At 74.4% G+C, this 14,091-nt stretch carries 11 protein-coding genes; 5 read left to right on the forward strand and 6 right to left on the reverse strand.

What is annotated here, in order from left to right; translation table 11 throughout:
* Nucleotides 1-35 precede the first annotated feature (35 nt).
* Genes ACERUJ_RS05305 through rplM form a run of 4 tightly spaced genes read right to left on the reverse strand, consistent with a single transcriptional unit; the run spans nucleotide 36 to nucleotide 3,011 of the window.
* Nucleotides 36-629, reverse strand: a complete 594-nt coding sequence (locus tag ACERUJ_RS05305) for an FKBP-type peptidyl-prolyl cis-trans isomerase (RefSeq protein ID WP_370247419.1) — start codon at nucleotides 627-629, stop codon at nucleotides 36-38.
* Nucleotides 630-666: 37 nt separating this feature from the next.
* Nucleotides 667-2,016, reverse strand: a complete 1,350-nt coding sequence (glmM, locus tag ACERUJ_RS05310; RefSeq protein ID WP_370247420.1) for a phosphoglucosamine mutase — start codon at nucleotides 2,014-2,016, stop codon at nucleotides 667-669.
* A gap of 14 nt (nucleotides 2,017-2,030) precedes the next feature.
* Complete coding sequence (gene rpsI / locus ACERUJ_RS05315; protein WP_370247421.1) at nucleotides 2,031-2,528, reverse strand: 30S ribosomal protein S9; 498 nt, start codon at nucleotides 2,526-2,528, stop codon at nucleotides 2,031-2,033.
* A 30-nt stretch (nucleotides 2,529-2,558) separates the two neighbouring features.
* The gene (gene rplM / locus ACERUJ_RS05320; protein WP_370247422.1) at nucleotides 2,559-3,011 is read right to left on the reverse strand and encodes a 50S ribosomal protein L13; all 453 of its coding nucleotides are present in this window, start codon (nucleotides 3,009-3,011) and stop codon (nucleotides 2,559-2,561) included.
* A 304-nt stretch (nucleotides 3,012-3,315) separates the two neighbouring features.
* On the opposite strand from rplM, the gene ACERUJ_RS05325 reads away from it, so the two are divergent.
* From ACERUJ_RS05325 to ACERUJ_RS05340, 4 genes are all read left to right on the forward strand, one after another.
* On the forward strand, nucleotides 3,316-4,605 hold the full coding sequence (locus ACERUJ_RS05325; RefSeq protein ID WP_370247423.1) for a citrate synthase: 1,290 nt from the start codon (nucleotides 3,316-3,318) through the stop codon (nucleotides 4,603-4,605).
* A 218-nt stretch (nucleotides 4,606-4,823) separates the two neighbouring features.
* Nucleotides 4,824-5,087, forward strand: coding sequence for a hypothetical protein (locus tag ACERUJ_RS05330; protein ID WP_370247424.1), 264 nt, complete (start codon nucleotides 4,824-4,826; stop codon nucleotides 5,085-5,087).
* A 151-nt stretch (nucleotides 5,088-5,238) separates the two neighbouring features.
* On the forward strand, nucleotides 5,239-6,429 hold the full coding sequence (locus ACERUJ_RS05335; protein WP_370247425.1) for a hypothetical protein: 1,191 nt from the start codon (nucleotides 5,239-5,241) through the stop codon (nucleotides 6,427-6,429).
* Nucleotides 6,430-6,463: 34 nt separating this feature from the next.
* Entirely contained in the window at nucleotides 6,464-6,958 is a 495-nt protein-coding gene (locus ACERUJ_RS05340; RefSeq protein WP_370247427.1) for an SRPBCC family protein, read from the forward strand.
* 19 nt (nucleotides 6,959-6,977) lie between these two features.
* Here the strand turns inward: ACERUJ_RS05340 and ACERUJ_RS05345 are convergent, their stop codons facing one another.
* Both ACERUJ_RS05345 and ACERUJ_RS05350 read right to left on the reverse strand, forming a co-directional pair.
* Entirely contained in the window at nucleotides 6,978-8,279 is a 1,302-nt protein-coding gene (locus ACERUJ_RS05345) for a M1 family metallopeptidase (RefSeq protein WP_370247428.1), read from the reverse strand.
* Nucleotides 8,276-12,268 (reverse strand): Pls/PosA family non-ribosomal peptide synthetase, encoded by a 3,993-nt coding sequence (locus ACERUJ_RS05350; RefSeq protein ID WP_370247429.1) that lies wholly within the window; start codon nucleotides 12,266-12,268, stop codon nucleotides 8,276-8,278. Before ACERUJ_RS05350 ends, ACERUJ_RS05345 begins: the two co-directional genes overlap by 4 nt.
* A 147-nt stretch (nucleotides 12,269-12,415) precedes the next feature.
* Between ACERUJ_RS05350 and ACERUJ_RS05355 the strand changes: the two genes are divergently transcribed.
* Nucleotides 12,416-13,717, forward strand: coding sequence for a S1C family serine protease (locus tag ACERUJ_RS05355; RefSeq protein ID WP_370247430.1), 1,302 nt, complete (start codon nucleotides 12,416-12,418; stop codon nucleotides 13,715-13,717).
* Nucleotides 13,718-14,091: the final 374 nt, after the last annotated feature.

The following is a 14,091-nucleotide window of genomic DNA, read 5'->3' on the forward strand; positions in this document are numbered from 1 at the left end:
GCGTAGGAGCCGGTGGCTCAACCCGGATCCAGGGCTCAGGCGGCGTCGACGATGTCGACGACGAAGTACAGCGTGGCGCCGCCGGGGATGACCGGCGGGCTGCCGGCGTCGCCGTAGCCGAGGTCGCTGGGGATGGACATCAGCACGCGGCTGCCGATGGTCTGACCCACCAGCGCCTGGTCCCAGCCCTGGATGACCGCGCCGACACCGATCGGGAAGCCGATCGGGCTGCCGGAACCGTAGTTGCCGTCGAACGGCTCGCCGCCGTCGTAGGTCTGGCCCAGGTAGTAGACCTGGATGGTCTGGCCGGACTCGACGACCGCGCCGTCGCCCTCGCGCAGCACCGCGACCTCGAGGGCGTCGCCGGGCTCGGGGGTGTCGGTGAAGTCGAAGCCGGTCACGACGTCGTCGGCGTCGGTGAGCACCTGCGGCGCCCACTCCGGCAGCGCGGAGTCGCCCGAGCCGGTGTCACCCGAGTCCCCGGTGTCGCCGGCGTCGGCGCTCGCGCTGGGGGTGTCGGTGGCGGTCGCGTCGTCGTCCTCGCTGCCGCAGGCGGCCAGGGCGAGGGACAGGGCCAGCGTCGTGCCGGCGATCAGGGCGGTGCGGCGCACCTTCGGGGACGAAGCCATGGGATCTCCTGGTGGGACGGGTCGTGGGGTCGGTGGGTCAGGTCAGGGCGAGCCGGGTGCGGACGACGTCGGCGAGCCGGGCGGCCACGGCCTCGGCGCGCTCGGTGGTCTCGGCCTCCACCATCACCCGCACCAGCTCCTCGGTGCCGGAGGGCCGCAGCAGCACGCGGCCGGCGTCGCCGAGCGCGTCGGTCTCGGCGGCCACGGCGGCAGCGAGCGCGGGGTCGGTGGCGCAGCGGGTGCGGTCGACACCGCCGACGTTGATCATCACCTGCGGGAAGCGGGTGACGACCGAGGCGAGGTCGCGCAGGCTGCGGTTGGTCGTCACCATGCGCCGCATCAGCTGCAGGGCGGTGAGGGTGCCGTCGCCGGTGGTGGCGTGCTCGCGCAGGATGACGTGCCCCGACTGCTCGCCGCCGAGGGTGAACCCGCCCTCGCGCATGTCCTCGAGCACGTAGCGGTCGCCCACGCCGGCGGTGCGCACGGTGATGCCGCGCGGGGTGAGGGCGCGGTGCAGGCCGAGGTTGCTCATCACCGTCGCCACGAGGGTGTCGTGGGCCAGGCGGCCCTCCTCGTGCAGGCCGAGGGCGAGGATCGCCATGATCTGGTCGCCGTCCACCACCTCGCCGGTGTGGTCGATGGCCAGGCAGCGGTCGGCGTCGCCGTCGAGGGCGAAGCCGGCATCGGCGCCGTGCGCGAGCACGGCCCGCTGCAGCGAGCCGAGGTGGGTGGACCCGCAGTCCTCGTTGATGTTCAGGCCGTCGGGCTCGGCGTTGATGACCACCACGCTCGCGCCGGCGTCGGCCAGCGCGCGGGGGGCGACGACGCTCGCGGCGCCGTGGGCGCAGTCCACGACCACGCGCAGGCCCTGCAGCGGCATGCCGACGGTGCGCACCAGGTGCGCGGCGTACTCCGAGACGGTGGGCGCGTACGGGGTGACGCGACCGACGGCGGCGCCGGTGGGCCGGTCCCACTCCTGGGCCAGCATCGACTCGATCTCGCGCTCGAGGTCGTCGTCGAGCTTGACCCCGCCGCGGGCGAGGAACTTGATGCCGTTGTCGGGCATCGGGTTGTGCGAGGCGCTGATGACGACGCCGACGTCGGCGCCGAGGGCGTCGGTGAAGTAGGCGACGCCGGGGGTGGGCAGCACCCGCAGCCGGAGCACGTCGACCCCGGCGGCGGCGAGTCCGGCCACCACCGCGTGCTCGAGGAACTGCCCCGAGATGCGGGTGTCACGCCCGACGACGGCAAGGGGCCGCTGCCCGGTGTACTCGCCGTGGTCGACGAGCACGCGGGCAGCGGCCACCCCGAGGTCCAGCGCCAGTTCCGCGGTGAGGGAACCGTTGGCCAGACCCCGCACCCCGTCGGTGCCGAAGATGCGCGGCATCCGAGCGGGGGGCGTCAGCGCTTGCTGAACTGCGGCGCCTTGCGGGCCTTCTTGAGACCGGCCTTCTTGCGCTCGATCACGCGGGCGTCGCGGGTGAGCAGACCGGCCTTCTTCAGGGTCGGACGGTTCGCCTCGAGGTCGACGTCGTTGAGGCAGCGGGCCACGCCCAGGCGCAGCGCGCCGGCCTGACCGGTGATGCCGCCGCCGTGCACGCGGGCGATGATGTCGAAGCGGCCCTCGAGCTGCAGGGCGGCGAACGGCTCGTTCACGACCTGCTGGTGCAGCTTGTTGGGGAAGTAGTTCTCCAGCGAACGGCCGTTGATCGACCACTTGCCGCTGCCGGGCACGATCCGCACGCGGGCCACGGCCTCCTTGCGACGGCCGGTGGCCTGGGCCGGGGCGATGGTCGCCGGGCGGGCCGGGGTGTCGGCGGAGGTGGCGCTCTCGGAGGTGTAAGCGACGCCGCGCTCGTCGGTCTCGAAGGTCTCCTCGACCTCGGTGGTGTCAGCCACGATGTGTCCTTCTGCTCTCTCGGTCGGGGATTACTTGGCGCTCTGCGAGATCTGGGTGATCTCGAACGGCTGCGCCTGCTGGGCCGTGTGCGGGTGGGTGGGACCCGAGTAGACCTTCAGCTTCTTGATGATCTGTCGACCGAGGCGGTTCTTGGGGAGCATGCCCCACACGGCGTTCTCGATCGCCTTGCGGGCGTCCTTCTCGAGGAGCTGGCCGATCGGGGTGGCGGTGAGGCCGCCCGGGTAGCCGGAGTGGCGGTAGACCATCTTCGTGGTGCGCTTGGAGCCCGACAGGGCCACCTTCTCGGCGTTGATGATGATGACGAAGTCGCCGGTGTCGGTGTTGGGCGCGAAGATCGGCTTGTGCTTGCCGCGCAGGAGGTTGGCGGTCGCCACGGCCAGCTGGCCGAGGACGACGTCCTCGGCGTCGATGACGTGCCACTGGCGGGTGATGTCGCCGGGCTTGGGGCTGTACGTACGCATGGACGTGCTCTTCTTCGTTCGTAGGTCCCGACCGGGGGTGCCCGGGCGGTGGTGGTGCAGCGCCTTCTGACGAACACGGCCCGGCTCGTGGCGGACCCCGGGGGGGATCCGCGGCTCCGGGACTGCACCCCGTCCGGGCCCGTGAGGGCGAGGCGGACAGGACGCGGCAGGGACGCGACCTGCAAGACTAGGGAGCCCGGCGCCCCCGCACCAAATCGGACCGTGGGGTCCGGTACCGGTGCCCGGAGGCGCTCGTCCTCCTCCCGGCGTATCGCCGTGTGGCCCGGCGCACTAGGTTAGGAGCGTGACTGACTCTCTCACCGTCCGCGACAACCGCACCGGGCAGGAGTACGACGTCCCGATCGTCGACGGCGCCATCAAGGCCGCCGACCTCGGGAAGATCCGCACGGCCGACGACGAGCCCGGTCTGGCCGTCTACGACCCCGGGTTCGTCAACACCGCGTCCTGCCGCTCCGCCGTCACCTTCATCGACGGCGACAAGGGCATCCTGGAGTACCGCGGCTACCCCATCGAGCAGTTGGCCGAGAAGTCGACCTTCCTCGAGGTGGCCTACCTGCTCGTCCACGGCGAGCTGCCCACCAAGGCCGAGTACGAGGCGTGGGTGCACGAGATCACCTTCCACACCTTCGTGCACGAGAACGTGAAGTCCTTCATGGAGGGCTTCCGCTACGACGCCCACCCCATGGGCATGCTCATGGCCTCGGTCGGGGCGCTGTCGACGTTCTACCCCGACGCGGTGCACATCTCCGACGCCGAGAACCGCCACATGCAGATCGTGCGGATGATCGCGAAGATGCCCACCCTCGGCGCGTGGTCGTTCCGCCACGCCCAGGGCAAGCCGTTCGTCTACCCCGACAACGAGCTCGGCTACACCGCCAACTTCCTCTCGATGCTGTTCAAGATGAGCGAGCAGAACTACGTCGCCGACCCGCGCATCGTCAAGGCGCTCGACACGCTGTTCATCCTGCACGCCGACCACGAGCAGAACTGCTCGGCCAACGCCGTCCGCTCGGTCGGCTCCAGCCAGGTCGACCCCTACTCCTCGGTGGCCGCCGGCATCGGCGCGCTCTACGGCCCGCTGCACGGCGGCGCCAACGAGGCGGTGCTGCGGATGCTGCGCCGCATCGGCACCAAGGACAAGATCCCCGCCTTCATCGAGGGCGTGAAGGCCGGCGAGGAGCGGCTGATGGGCTTCGGCCACCGGGTCTACAAGAACTACGACCCGCGCGCGAAGATCATCAAGAAGGCCTGCGACGACGTCTTCGAGGTCACCGGGGTCAACCCGCTGCTCGAGATCGCCCAGGAGCTGGAGCGGATCGCGCTGGAGGACGAGTACTTCGTCAAGCGCAAGCTCTACCCCAACGTCGACTTCTACTCCGGCCTCATCTACGAGGCGCTGCAGTTCCCGCCGGAGATGTTCACGGTGCTCTTCGCGATCGGCCGCACCCCGGGCTGGCTCGCGCAGTGGAACGAGCTGGTGCAGGACAAGGAGCAGAAGATCGCGCGCCCGAAGCAGATCTACACCGGCGAGCGCGGCCTGACCTTCACCCCGGCCTCCGAGCGCTGGGCCTGAGCCTGACCGGCGAGGTCCGCCTCGCGCTGCGCGCCCGCCTCTCCACGCTGCTGCGTGAGGAGGCGGGCGTCGTCGCGTCCGGGCGGCTGTGTCCGCGGTGCGGGTCCGCCGAGCACGGGGCACCCTGGGCCCGCGACGCCGACGGCGCTCCGCTCGCCGTCTCCTTCTCCTACGCCGCGCGTGGGGTCGGCGGGCTCGGGGCCGTCGCCTGGACGCCCGTGGCGTCGCCACGGTGCCGGATCGGCGTGGACGTCGAGCGCGTCACCGACCTCTCCGGCGACGCCGTGGCCGCGCTGCGCGCCTGGACGCTCACCGAGGCCCGCGCCAAGGCCACGGGGCACGGGCTGGCGGCACCGGAGGAGCATCCCGGGCCGCGACTGCGCGCCGTCGCGCTGACCCCGGACGAGCATCACCTCGCGGCCCTCGCGGTGCCGGCCGACCTGGCCACCCCGGTCGTCGTGCGCTGGGTGCGCCTGGCCTGAGGCGGGCCTGAGGCGGGCCTGAGGCGGGGCTGAGGCGGGCCGGGGGCCGTCCGAGCCCCGGGACGCCCGGGAGCACCGCGGTTCCGCCGACATGCCCGACACTCCCGGGAGGCGCGGGTTCGGGTCCCCGCGGTCAGGGGAGGACGGCACCATGCCGACGACGACAGCCCGCACCGCACCCGCCCGCGCCCTCGCGGCCGGGCACCGCCGCCGGGCCTTCGCCCTGCTGGCCGGGGTCCACCTGCTCGCGGTGGCGGGCGCCTGGCTGATCTGGCTGATCGGGCTGGCACCGGTGTTCGACGAGCGCCGCTGGATCCCGAACGTCGCGGTGATCGGCTACGGCGTCGTCGTGGTCCTCGGCCTGATGTTCCGCTACGGCTTCTGGACCCCGCAGGGCTCGGGCTACGGCGAGGACTACGGGCAGGTCGGCGGCTGGTGGTGGGGCGGACTGCTGGGGTGGTGGCGGTGGCTGCTGCAGCTGCTGCTGATCGGCGGCATCGTCGCGGCGGGCGTGGTCATCGGGACCAACGGGCGGTGGTGGCACCTGTTCGGCACCGCCGAGATCGACGCGATGCCCGCGCTGGTCGCGCGACTGCCGATCCCCGCGGACTGGGAGGAGACCTCCCGGACCGTGGGCGACGACCGCGACTCGCGGGTGCCGAACCAGCGCTACTCCCTGGACTACGTCGTGCCGGCCGACTACACCCTGAGCGACCTCGAGGCGTGGCTGCGCTCCGCGGAGTGGACGGCGCCCGGCGACGGGTCGGCCGCCTTCGGGGCGCTGCGCTCCGTCACCTGCACCACGACCACCGAGCGCTGCGAGGCCCAGGTGACGCCTCCCGCGGGCCGGCCGGTGGAGTACACGCTGGACACCTCGCTGTGGGCCTCCGACGGCGGCGCGACCACCCGGGTCTCGGTGGATCTGCGGTACCTGCAGGCCACGCCGGTGGAGCGCGAGGTCTCCGACGCGGTCGTCGCCCGGGCGTCGTCGGTGCCGGTCCCGCCCGACTGGATCGAGGTCGACTCCCAGGACCGCGTCGCCGAGGACGGCCAGTCGCTCGAACGCACCTACGTGGTGCCGGCGCCGCTGAGCCTCGCCGGCCTGCGGGCCTACCTCGCCTCCCCGGCCTGGACGGCACCCGGGGCCTCCGGGACGGCGTTCGGCGCCGTGGAGGTGCAGGACTGCCGCACCGACCGGACCGGTGGCGCCACCGAGCTCACGTGCTGGGCAGGCGTCACGTCCTCCCTCGGCGAGGACGGGTTCTTCACGGAGTTAATCGAGGTCGACCACGACCCCGCCGCCCTCACGGTCGAGGTCGAGTACCGGGACGCACCGCGGTGAGACCCGGCCGCCCCTCGACCCCTACCCTCGGCCCGTGACCTCCTCCCCGATCCCCGGCTCCTCCCCCGCCGCGAGCGGCACGCTCCGCACCGCGGTCACCCGTCGCACCCTGCGGGCCGCACCCTCGGAGGTCTTCGACGTGCTGACCGATCCCGAGCGCTTCGCGCAGGTGCGCGGCATCCGGCACGTCACGGTGCTGCAGGAGGGCCCCGACGGGCCGCGCTCCACCGGCACGGTGCGGCGCATCGGGTTCGCCCCGGTGGGCTTCATGGTCGAGGAGTTCATCGCCGTCGCCCCGTACCGGTTCGACTACCGGCTGGTCGCGGCGAGCCTGCCGCTGGACCACCGCGCGGGCACGATCGAGTTCCTCCCGGGCCCCGACGGCGGGACGCAGGCCCGCTGGGAGACGACGTACGCGCTCCCGCTGCCGCTCGTCGGCGACGTCGCCGGACGGGCGGCCGCCCCGGTCGTCGCCCGGGTCTTCCACACCGTGCTCGGCGAGCTCGACCGGGTGGCGCTGCGGGGCTGAGCAGCCCCGGCGTCGCGGCTCAGGGCAGGGCGGGGAGCGCGGGGTCGCGCAGCCAGGCGTCGAACAGGCCCGCCAGGTCGGCGTCGGCGCGGCGCGCGGCGTGGGTCTCGAAGTCCTCGGTGGTCACCGAGCCGCCGGCGTGGTCGGCCACCCAGGAGCGCAGGACGTCGAAGAACGTCTCGTCGCCGAGCCGGGCGCGCAGTGCGTGCAGCGTGAGCGCACCCCGCTTGTACACGCGGTCGTCGAACATCAGCTCCGGGCCGGGGTCGGCGAGCAGCAGATCCTGGTCGAGGTCGGCCAGCCGGGCGTGGTGGTGAGCGGCGTGGTGGGCGGCCGAGGTGCCGCCCGAGCGCTCGGACCACAGCCACTCGGCGTAGCAGGCGAACCCCTCGTGCAGCCAGATGTCGCGCCACCGACGCAGGGTGACGGCGTTGCCGAACCACTGGTGGGCCAGCTCGTGGGCCACCAGGCGCACGCTGTCCCAGTCGCCGGTGCAGAAGTTGCGGCCGAAGGTGGCCAGGCCCTGGCTCTCCAGCGGGATCTCGAGGTCGTCGTCGGTGACCACCGCGGTGTAGGCGCCGAAGGGGTAGGGCCCGAAGAGGTCGGTGAACACCTCGACCATCTCGGTGCTGCGCCCGAACGCGGCCTCGAACCCCTCGCCGGCGTCGGCCGGCACCGCGGCCCGCACCGGGACCTCGGCGACGCGACCGAGCTCGCGCACGTCGTAGCGACCGATCTGCACGGTGGCGAGGTAGGTGGCCATCGGCTCGGGCTGGGCGTAGTGGAACGTCACGCGGCTGCCGCCCTGCTTGCGCTGGCGCAGCACCCCGTTGGCGACGACGACGTAGCCGGTGGGCACGGTGATCGTCAGGTCGTAGGGGGCCTTGTCGTCGGGCCGGTCGTTGCAGGGGAACCAGGTGGGCGCGCCGTGGGGCTGGCCGGCGACGATGACGCCGTCGGTGAGCTCCTCCCAGCCGGCGTCGCCGTGGTGGGGGTCGATGATCGGGCGGGGTGTGCCGCCGTAGGTGACGACGAGGGTGAACTCCCGGCCGGCGCGCAGGGGCGTTCGCGGCTCGACCACGAGGCGGTGGCCCCGGGCGCGGAAGCGGGGCACCTTGCCGTCGAGGGTGACCTTGCGGGCGGGCAGGGCCAGGTCGAGCACGATCCGGTCCAGCGGCGCCTCGGTGTGGCCGCGGATCTCGGCGCGCCCGCGCAGGGTGTTGTTCGCGAGGTCGTAGTCGAGGTCGAGCGCGTAGTGCCGGGCGCTCCACCCGGGGTCGCCGTGGTCGGGCAGGTACGGGTCGGCCGTGGGCAGCCTCACCCGCGCTCCTCCTCAGGGCTCGCCGCGGCACCGGACCCGGTGCGGGGCCACGCGGCGATGGGGTTGCCCATCCACCGGGTGCGATCCGGCACCGACTCCCCGCGCATCACCAACGACACGGGACCGACCGTAGCGTGCCGGCCGATCGTGGCGGCGGGCAGCACCACCCCGTGCGGGCCGAGGGTGGCGCCGCGCTCGAGGGTGACGACGTCGAGGGCGAGCCGGCGGTCGTGGAAGAGGTGGGTCTGCACCACGGTGCCGACGTTGACGGTGACGCCGTCGCCCAGCCGCACGAGGTCGACCTCGGGCAGCCAGTAGCTGTCGCACCACACGCCCCGACCGATCCGCGCGCCCATCCGGCGCAGCCACCACGTGAGCGCCGGGGTGCCGGCCGCCGCGCGGGCGAACCACGGGGCGGCGAGGGACTCCACGAAGGTGTCGGCCAGCTCGTTGCGCCACACGAACCCGCTCCACAGCGGGTGCGTGCCGGGTCGCACCCGGCCCACGAGCAGCCACTTCGCGGCGACGGCCAGCAGCGCGGCCGTCAGGCCGGCGGCCATCAGCAGCACCGGCAGCGCCAGCACGACCGACAGCGCACGGGCCGCGGGCGCGATGTCGGCGTCGAGCAGGGCGAGCAGCGGCAGCACGACCGCCACCACGAGGCCGGCGTGGAGAGCCACCGGCACGAGCCGGGCGGCCTCGACCAGGGCGCGGAGCACGCGCAGCCGGGTGGGCGGGGCGAAGGTGCGCTGGTCGTCGTCGGCCTCGGCGGTGCGGCGCAACGGCGCGGGCGGGCTGCCGAGCCAGGACTCCCCCGACCGGGCGGCCTTGCGGCGTGGCGCGGCCGAGAGCACCGCGACCAGCGAGGCCTTGGGCACCTTGCGCCCCGGCGCCGCCATGCCGGAGTTGCCGACGAAGGCGCGCTTGCCGATCTTGACCCGCTCGACCCGCAGCCAGCCGCCCCCGAGCTCGTACCCGCCGATGAGGGTGTCGTCGGCGAGGAACGCCTGGTCGTTGACCTGGGTCAGCGACGGCACGAGCAGCACGGTGGAGGCCTCGACGTCGCGGCCGACGCGGGCGCCCAGCAGCCGCAGCCAGGCGGGGGTGAGGCTGCTGGAGTAGAGCGGGAACAGCCAGGTACGGGCGTCGTCGAGCACCCGCACGGTGGTCCACACGGCGAGTCCGGTGCGGCTGCGCACCGGGTGCACGCCCGCGGTGATCGCGAGCCCGGCCACGCGCACCACCAGCGCCACGAGCGCGGCCAGCACGACCAGCGCCACGACCACGCCGGGCAGCAGCGCCAGCGGCGCCGCCAGGGCGGCCTCGCTGGGGGATCCCGGAACGGGCGCCACCGCGAGCACGAGCAGAGTCGCGGCGGCGATCGCCAGCACCGGGAGGCCCGCCACCAGCACGGCTGCGGCCGCGAACCCGAGCCCCCAGGCCCGCGCGGCGCGCCGGCTGAACGCGGGCGGCTCCGACCAGGGGCCCCGGGCGCGCGGACGCTGCCGGGCTGCGGGCGAGCCGGCCCAGTACTCCCCCGCCGGGACGGCACCGACGACGGCAGAGCCGGGCGCCACCTCGGCGTCGTCGCCGACGCTCGCCCCGGGCAGCAGCATGCTGCGGGCCCCGACCCGGGCCCGGGCCCCCACGGCGACGGGCGCGACGTGCACGTGCTGCCCCTCGATCCAGTGCCCGGACAGGTCCACCTCGGGCTCGACCGAGCACCCGTCCCCGAGCACGAGCATCCCGGTGACCGGCGGCAGCGAGTGGAGGTCGACGTCGCGCCCCACCCGCGCGCCGAGCCGGCGCGCGTACCAGGTCATGAAGGGGGCGCCGCCCAGCCCGGTGGCCCCGAGCTCGTCGGCGATCCGCTCGGCCAGCCAGATCCGCAGGTGCACCTTGCCACCGCGGGGGTAACGGCCGGGACCGACCCCGCGCAGCACCAGGCGCACCAGGCCGGCCGCGATCAGCATCCGCACCGGGGCGACCACGACGAGCAGCCCCAGGAGCATCAGCAGCGGCATCGGCAGGGTCGGCACCCAGGCCAGCCCCGCCGGTCCCAGCGCGTCGACCAGGGCGGCCCCGAGGCCGGTCCACCACAGCCAGCGCGGCACCGCGAGGGCCCGCAGGGCGACGAGCGCGACCAGCTGTCCCGCCTGGGTCTTGACCGGGATGGGCGGCACCGGGCGTCCCGAGGCCTCGGCGGCCGGGGCCAGGGAGTCGAGGTGTCCGGCGAGCGCACCGAGCGCGGCGTGCTCGTAGAGGTCACCCACCACGACGTCGGGGAACCGGGTGCGCAGCCGGGTGACCAGCTGGGCGGCGGCCAGGCTGCCGCCGCCGAGGTCGAAGAAGTCGGCCGCGCGGTCGGTGACGTCGGCGCCCAGCACCGCCATCCACAGCTCGGCGACCCAGGCCTCGGTGTCGGTGAGGGTGCCGGCCGGCACGGCGGTGCGCGCGAGCGGCCACGGCAGCGCGTCGCGGTCGACCTTGCCGGAGGTCCGGGTGGGCAGGGTGTCGACGACGGCCAGCCGGGGCACCAGCGGCGCCGGCAGGGCGGTGCGCAGCCGCGCGATCGCGGCGTCGGCATCGTAGTGCGCGTCGATCAGGACGTAGCCCACCAGCAGGCTGGTGCCGGCCTCGGTGCGGCGCACGGCCGCGGCCGCGCCCACCACCCCGGGCAGGGCCAGCAGGGCGCTGTCGATCTCGCCGAGCTCGATGCGTCGTCCGCCGACCTTCACCTGGTCGTCGGCGCGACCGCCGAAGAGCAGGCCGGCCGGGTCGTTCACCACCAGGTCGCCGCTGCGGTAGGCCCGCGCCCATCCCAGCTGCGGGTGGGGGGCGTACTTCTCGGCGTCCTTGGCCGGGTCGAGGTAGCGGGCCAGCCCGACGCCGCCGATGATCAGCTCGCCGGTCTCCCCCGGCCCCACGGGCTCGCCGGCCGGGTCCACGACGGCGAGGTCCCAGCCGTCCAGCGGCAGCCCGATGCGTACCGGCCCGTCGGCCTCCAGCCGTGCCCCGCAGGCCACGACGGTGGCCTCGGTGGGGCCGTAGGTGTTCCAGACCTCGCGCCCGGGCGCCACCAGCCGTGGGACCAGCTCCGGCGGCACGGCCTCGCCGCCCAGGATCAGCAACCGCAGCCCCGCGAGCGACTCCTCGGGCCACATCGCCACCAGCGTCGGCACGGTGGAGACGACGCTCACGCGGTTGGCGACCAGCCACGGCCCGACGTCCAGGCCGCTGCGCACGAGCGCCCGCGGCGCCGGCACCAGGCAGGCGCCGTGCCGCCAGGCCAGCCACATCTCCTCGCAGCTGGCGTCGAAGGCCACCGAGAGTCCGGCCATCACCCGGTCGCCCACGCCCAGCGGACCGCCGGGCGCGTCGGCGAGGAACCAGCGCGCCTCGGCGTCGACGAACGCCGCCGCGCTGCGGTGGGTCACTGCGACGCCCTTGGGAGTGCCGGTCGAGCCGGAGGTGAAGATGATCCAGCAGTCGTCCTCGGGCTCGGGGCCCGTCGCGTCGTCGGCGAGGTCGAGCGGGGCGCGTCCGAGGGCGCCGGGGCGCACGGCGACCACGAGGTCGGCGCCGACGACCGCGGCCACGTCGGCCTCGTCGAACACGAGCCGGGCCCGCTCGTCGGGGTCCTCGAAGTCCACGGGCACGTAGGCCGCGCCCGCCAGCAGCACACCCAGCACGGCGAGGTAGAGGTCGAGGGTGCCCGAGGGCACCCGCACCCCGATCCGGTCGCCGCGCCCCAGGCCGAGCTCGGCCAGCTCGGCGGCCAGCCGGGCGGCGGCCTCCAACATCTCGTCGTAGGTGAGCACCGCGACGCCGGTGTCGAGCGCCGGCGCGTCCCCGGCCTGCGCGGCGGTCTCCCGCACGACGTCGACCAGCGTGCGGGGTGCGGGCGCCAGCCCGGCGCGGCGCAGCGGATCGGGGGCCGCGGGACCGAGGCCGGAACCGGAGCCGGACGGGGAGTGGGGGTCGTGCACGTCCCGACCCTGCCAAACGCAGGTGAACGGGCCGTGACCGACGCGCCCGGTGGGACGGACCCGGTCCGGCACCGACAGGGCGATCTTTCGGCAACCCCCCAGCCTCGTCTCAGCGTCGTCACAGTGTCGGGCGACAGAGTCGAGGACATGGACGACCAGAACCCCGCGAACCAGCACCCCGACTTCGCGGACGCCGGGCAGGACCCCACCTCGTTCCCGCCCCCGCCCGCCTGGACCCTCGCCGGTCCGGCTCTCCCCCCGCCCCCGCCCACCTCGGGCCCGGCGGCCCCCGCGCACCTGGGTGGTCCTCGGCGCGGACGCCGCGGCTTCGCCGCCGCCGTCGTGGCCGCGGCCCTGGTGGTCGGGGGCGGCGCGGGCCTGGGTGGTGCGGCCGCCTACGACGCCCTGAACGGCGACGACGGCGGCTCCGCCCCCTCGGCCTCGGGCACGTCGTTCTCCACCGTCGCGAGTACCGGCTCCGACGCCGACGCCAGCGCCGCCGTCGCCGACGGCACGGTGGAGAAGGTGGCGGCGACGGTGCTGCCCTCGGTGGTCAAGCTCGACGTCAGCGGGGCGCAGGGCGCCGGGTCCGGCTCGGGCATCATCCTGTCCTCCGACGGCCTGATCCTCACCAACAACCACGTGGCCGAGATCGGCGCCCAGGGCGGCTCGATCACCGTCTCCTTCAACGACGGCAGCCACGCCAGCGCCACCGTCGTCGGCACCGACCCCCTCACCGACACCGCCCTGGTGCAGGCCCAGGACGTCAGCGGCCTCACGCCGGCGACGCTCGGGAAGTCCTCCCAGGTGCAGGTCGGCCAGGGCGTGGTGGCGGTCGGCTCGCCCTTCGGCCTCGACGCCACCGTCACCGCCGGCATCGTGTCCGCGCTGAACCGGCCGGTGAACGTCGGGTCCGACGGCGAGGGCAACGCCACCGTCTACCCCGCCATCCAGACCGACGCCGCGATCAACCCCGGCAACTCCGGCGGCCCGCTCGTGGACCTCGACGGCAACGTCGTGGGCATCAACTCCTCCATCCAGTCCACCTCCACCACCGGTGGCGAGGCGGGCTCGATCGGCCTCGGCTTCGCCATCCCGATCGAGGAGGTGCTGCCGATCATCGACCAGATCAAGAACGGCGAGACGCCCACCCACGCCCGCCTCGGCATCTCGGTGGAGGACGTCGCCGCCGGCCACGGAGCGCTCGTGAGCGACGGCGCGGTGATCCGCGAGATCGGCGACGGCAGCGCGGCCAGCTCGGCGGGGCTGCGCGCGGGCGATGTGATCACCAAGATCGACGACACCCTCATCACCGGCTCCGACTCCCTGGTCGCCACCGTGCGGGCCTACCGCCCCGGCGACGAGGTGACGGTCACCTACACCCGCGACGGCGAGGAGCGCACCGCGACCATCACGCTGGACTCCGACGCCGAGACCAGCAACTCCTGATCCACCGAGCCTGTGGGGCCGCCTCGGCGGGCGGATCCACGGTCGGCGGCGGCTCCTTCCCTCCTGCCGCCGCCGAGAACCCTCCTGAGGGGTTCAGGGGATGACCACCCGGCTGGGGAGCCCCGGTGGTCCGCGCCGGCCGACGTCCACGACGTCGGCCGGCGCTTTCCTGCGTCGCGCACACCCCTCGACACCGATCCTCGCCTCACCGCGTCTCGTGACGGCGCCGGGGGCGCCTCCTCGACGAACGTCGGACCACGGTCGTCGAGGAGCGAGCGCCAGCGGGTGGCCGGCGTGGGGACCGACGGTCGTCGAGGAGCGAGCGCCAGCGGGTGGCCGGCGTGGGGACCGACGGTCGTCGAGGAGCGAGCGCC

This window comes from Nocardioides sp. (assembly GCF_964228225.1).
GTDB lineage: Bacteria > Actinomycetota > Actinomycetes > Propionibacteriales > Nocardioidaceae > Nocardioides.

Coding starts and splice junctions, on each gene's coding strand:
- ACERUJ_RS05335 (WP_370247425.1), top strand. CDS start 5,239: ATGCCGACGACGACAGCCCGCACCGCACCCGCCCGCGCCCTCGCGGCC.
- glmM (WP_370247420.1), bottom strand. CDS start 2,016: ATGCCGCGCATCTTCGGCACCGACGGGGTGCGGGGTCTGGCCAACGGT.
- ACERUJ_RS05305 (WP_370247419.1), bottom strand. CDS start 629: ATGGCTTCGTCCCCGAAGGTGCGCCGCACCGCCCTGATCGCCGGCACG.
- rplM (WP_370247422.1), bottom strand. CDS start 3,011: ATGCGTACGTACAGCCCCAAGCCCGGCGACATCACCCGCCAGTGGCAC.
- ACERUJ_RS05355 (WP_370247430.1), top strand. CDS start 12,416: ATGGACGACCAGAACCCCGCGAACCAGCACCCCGACTTCGCGGACGCC.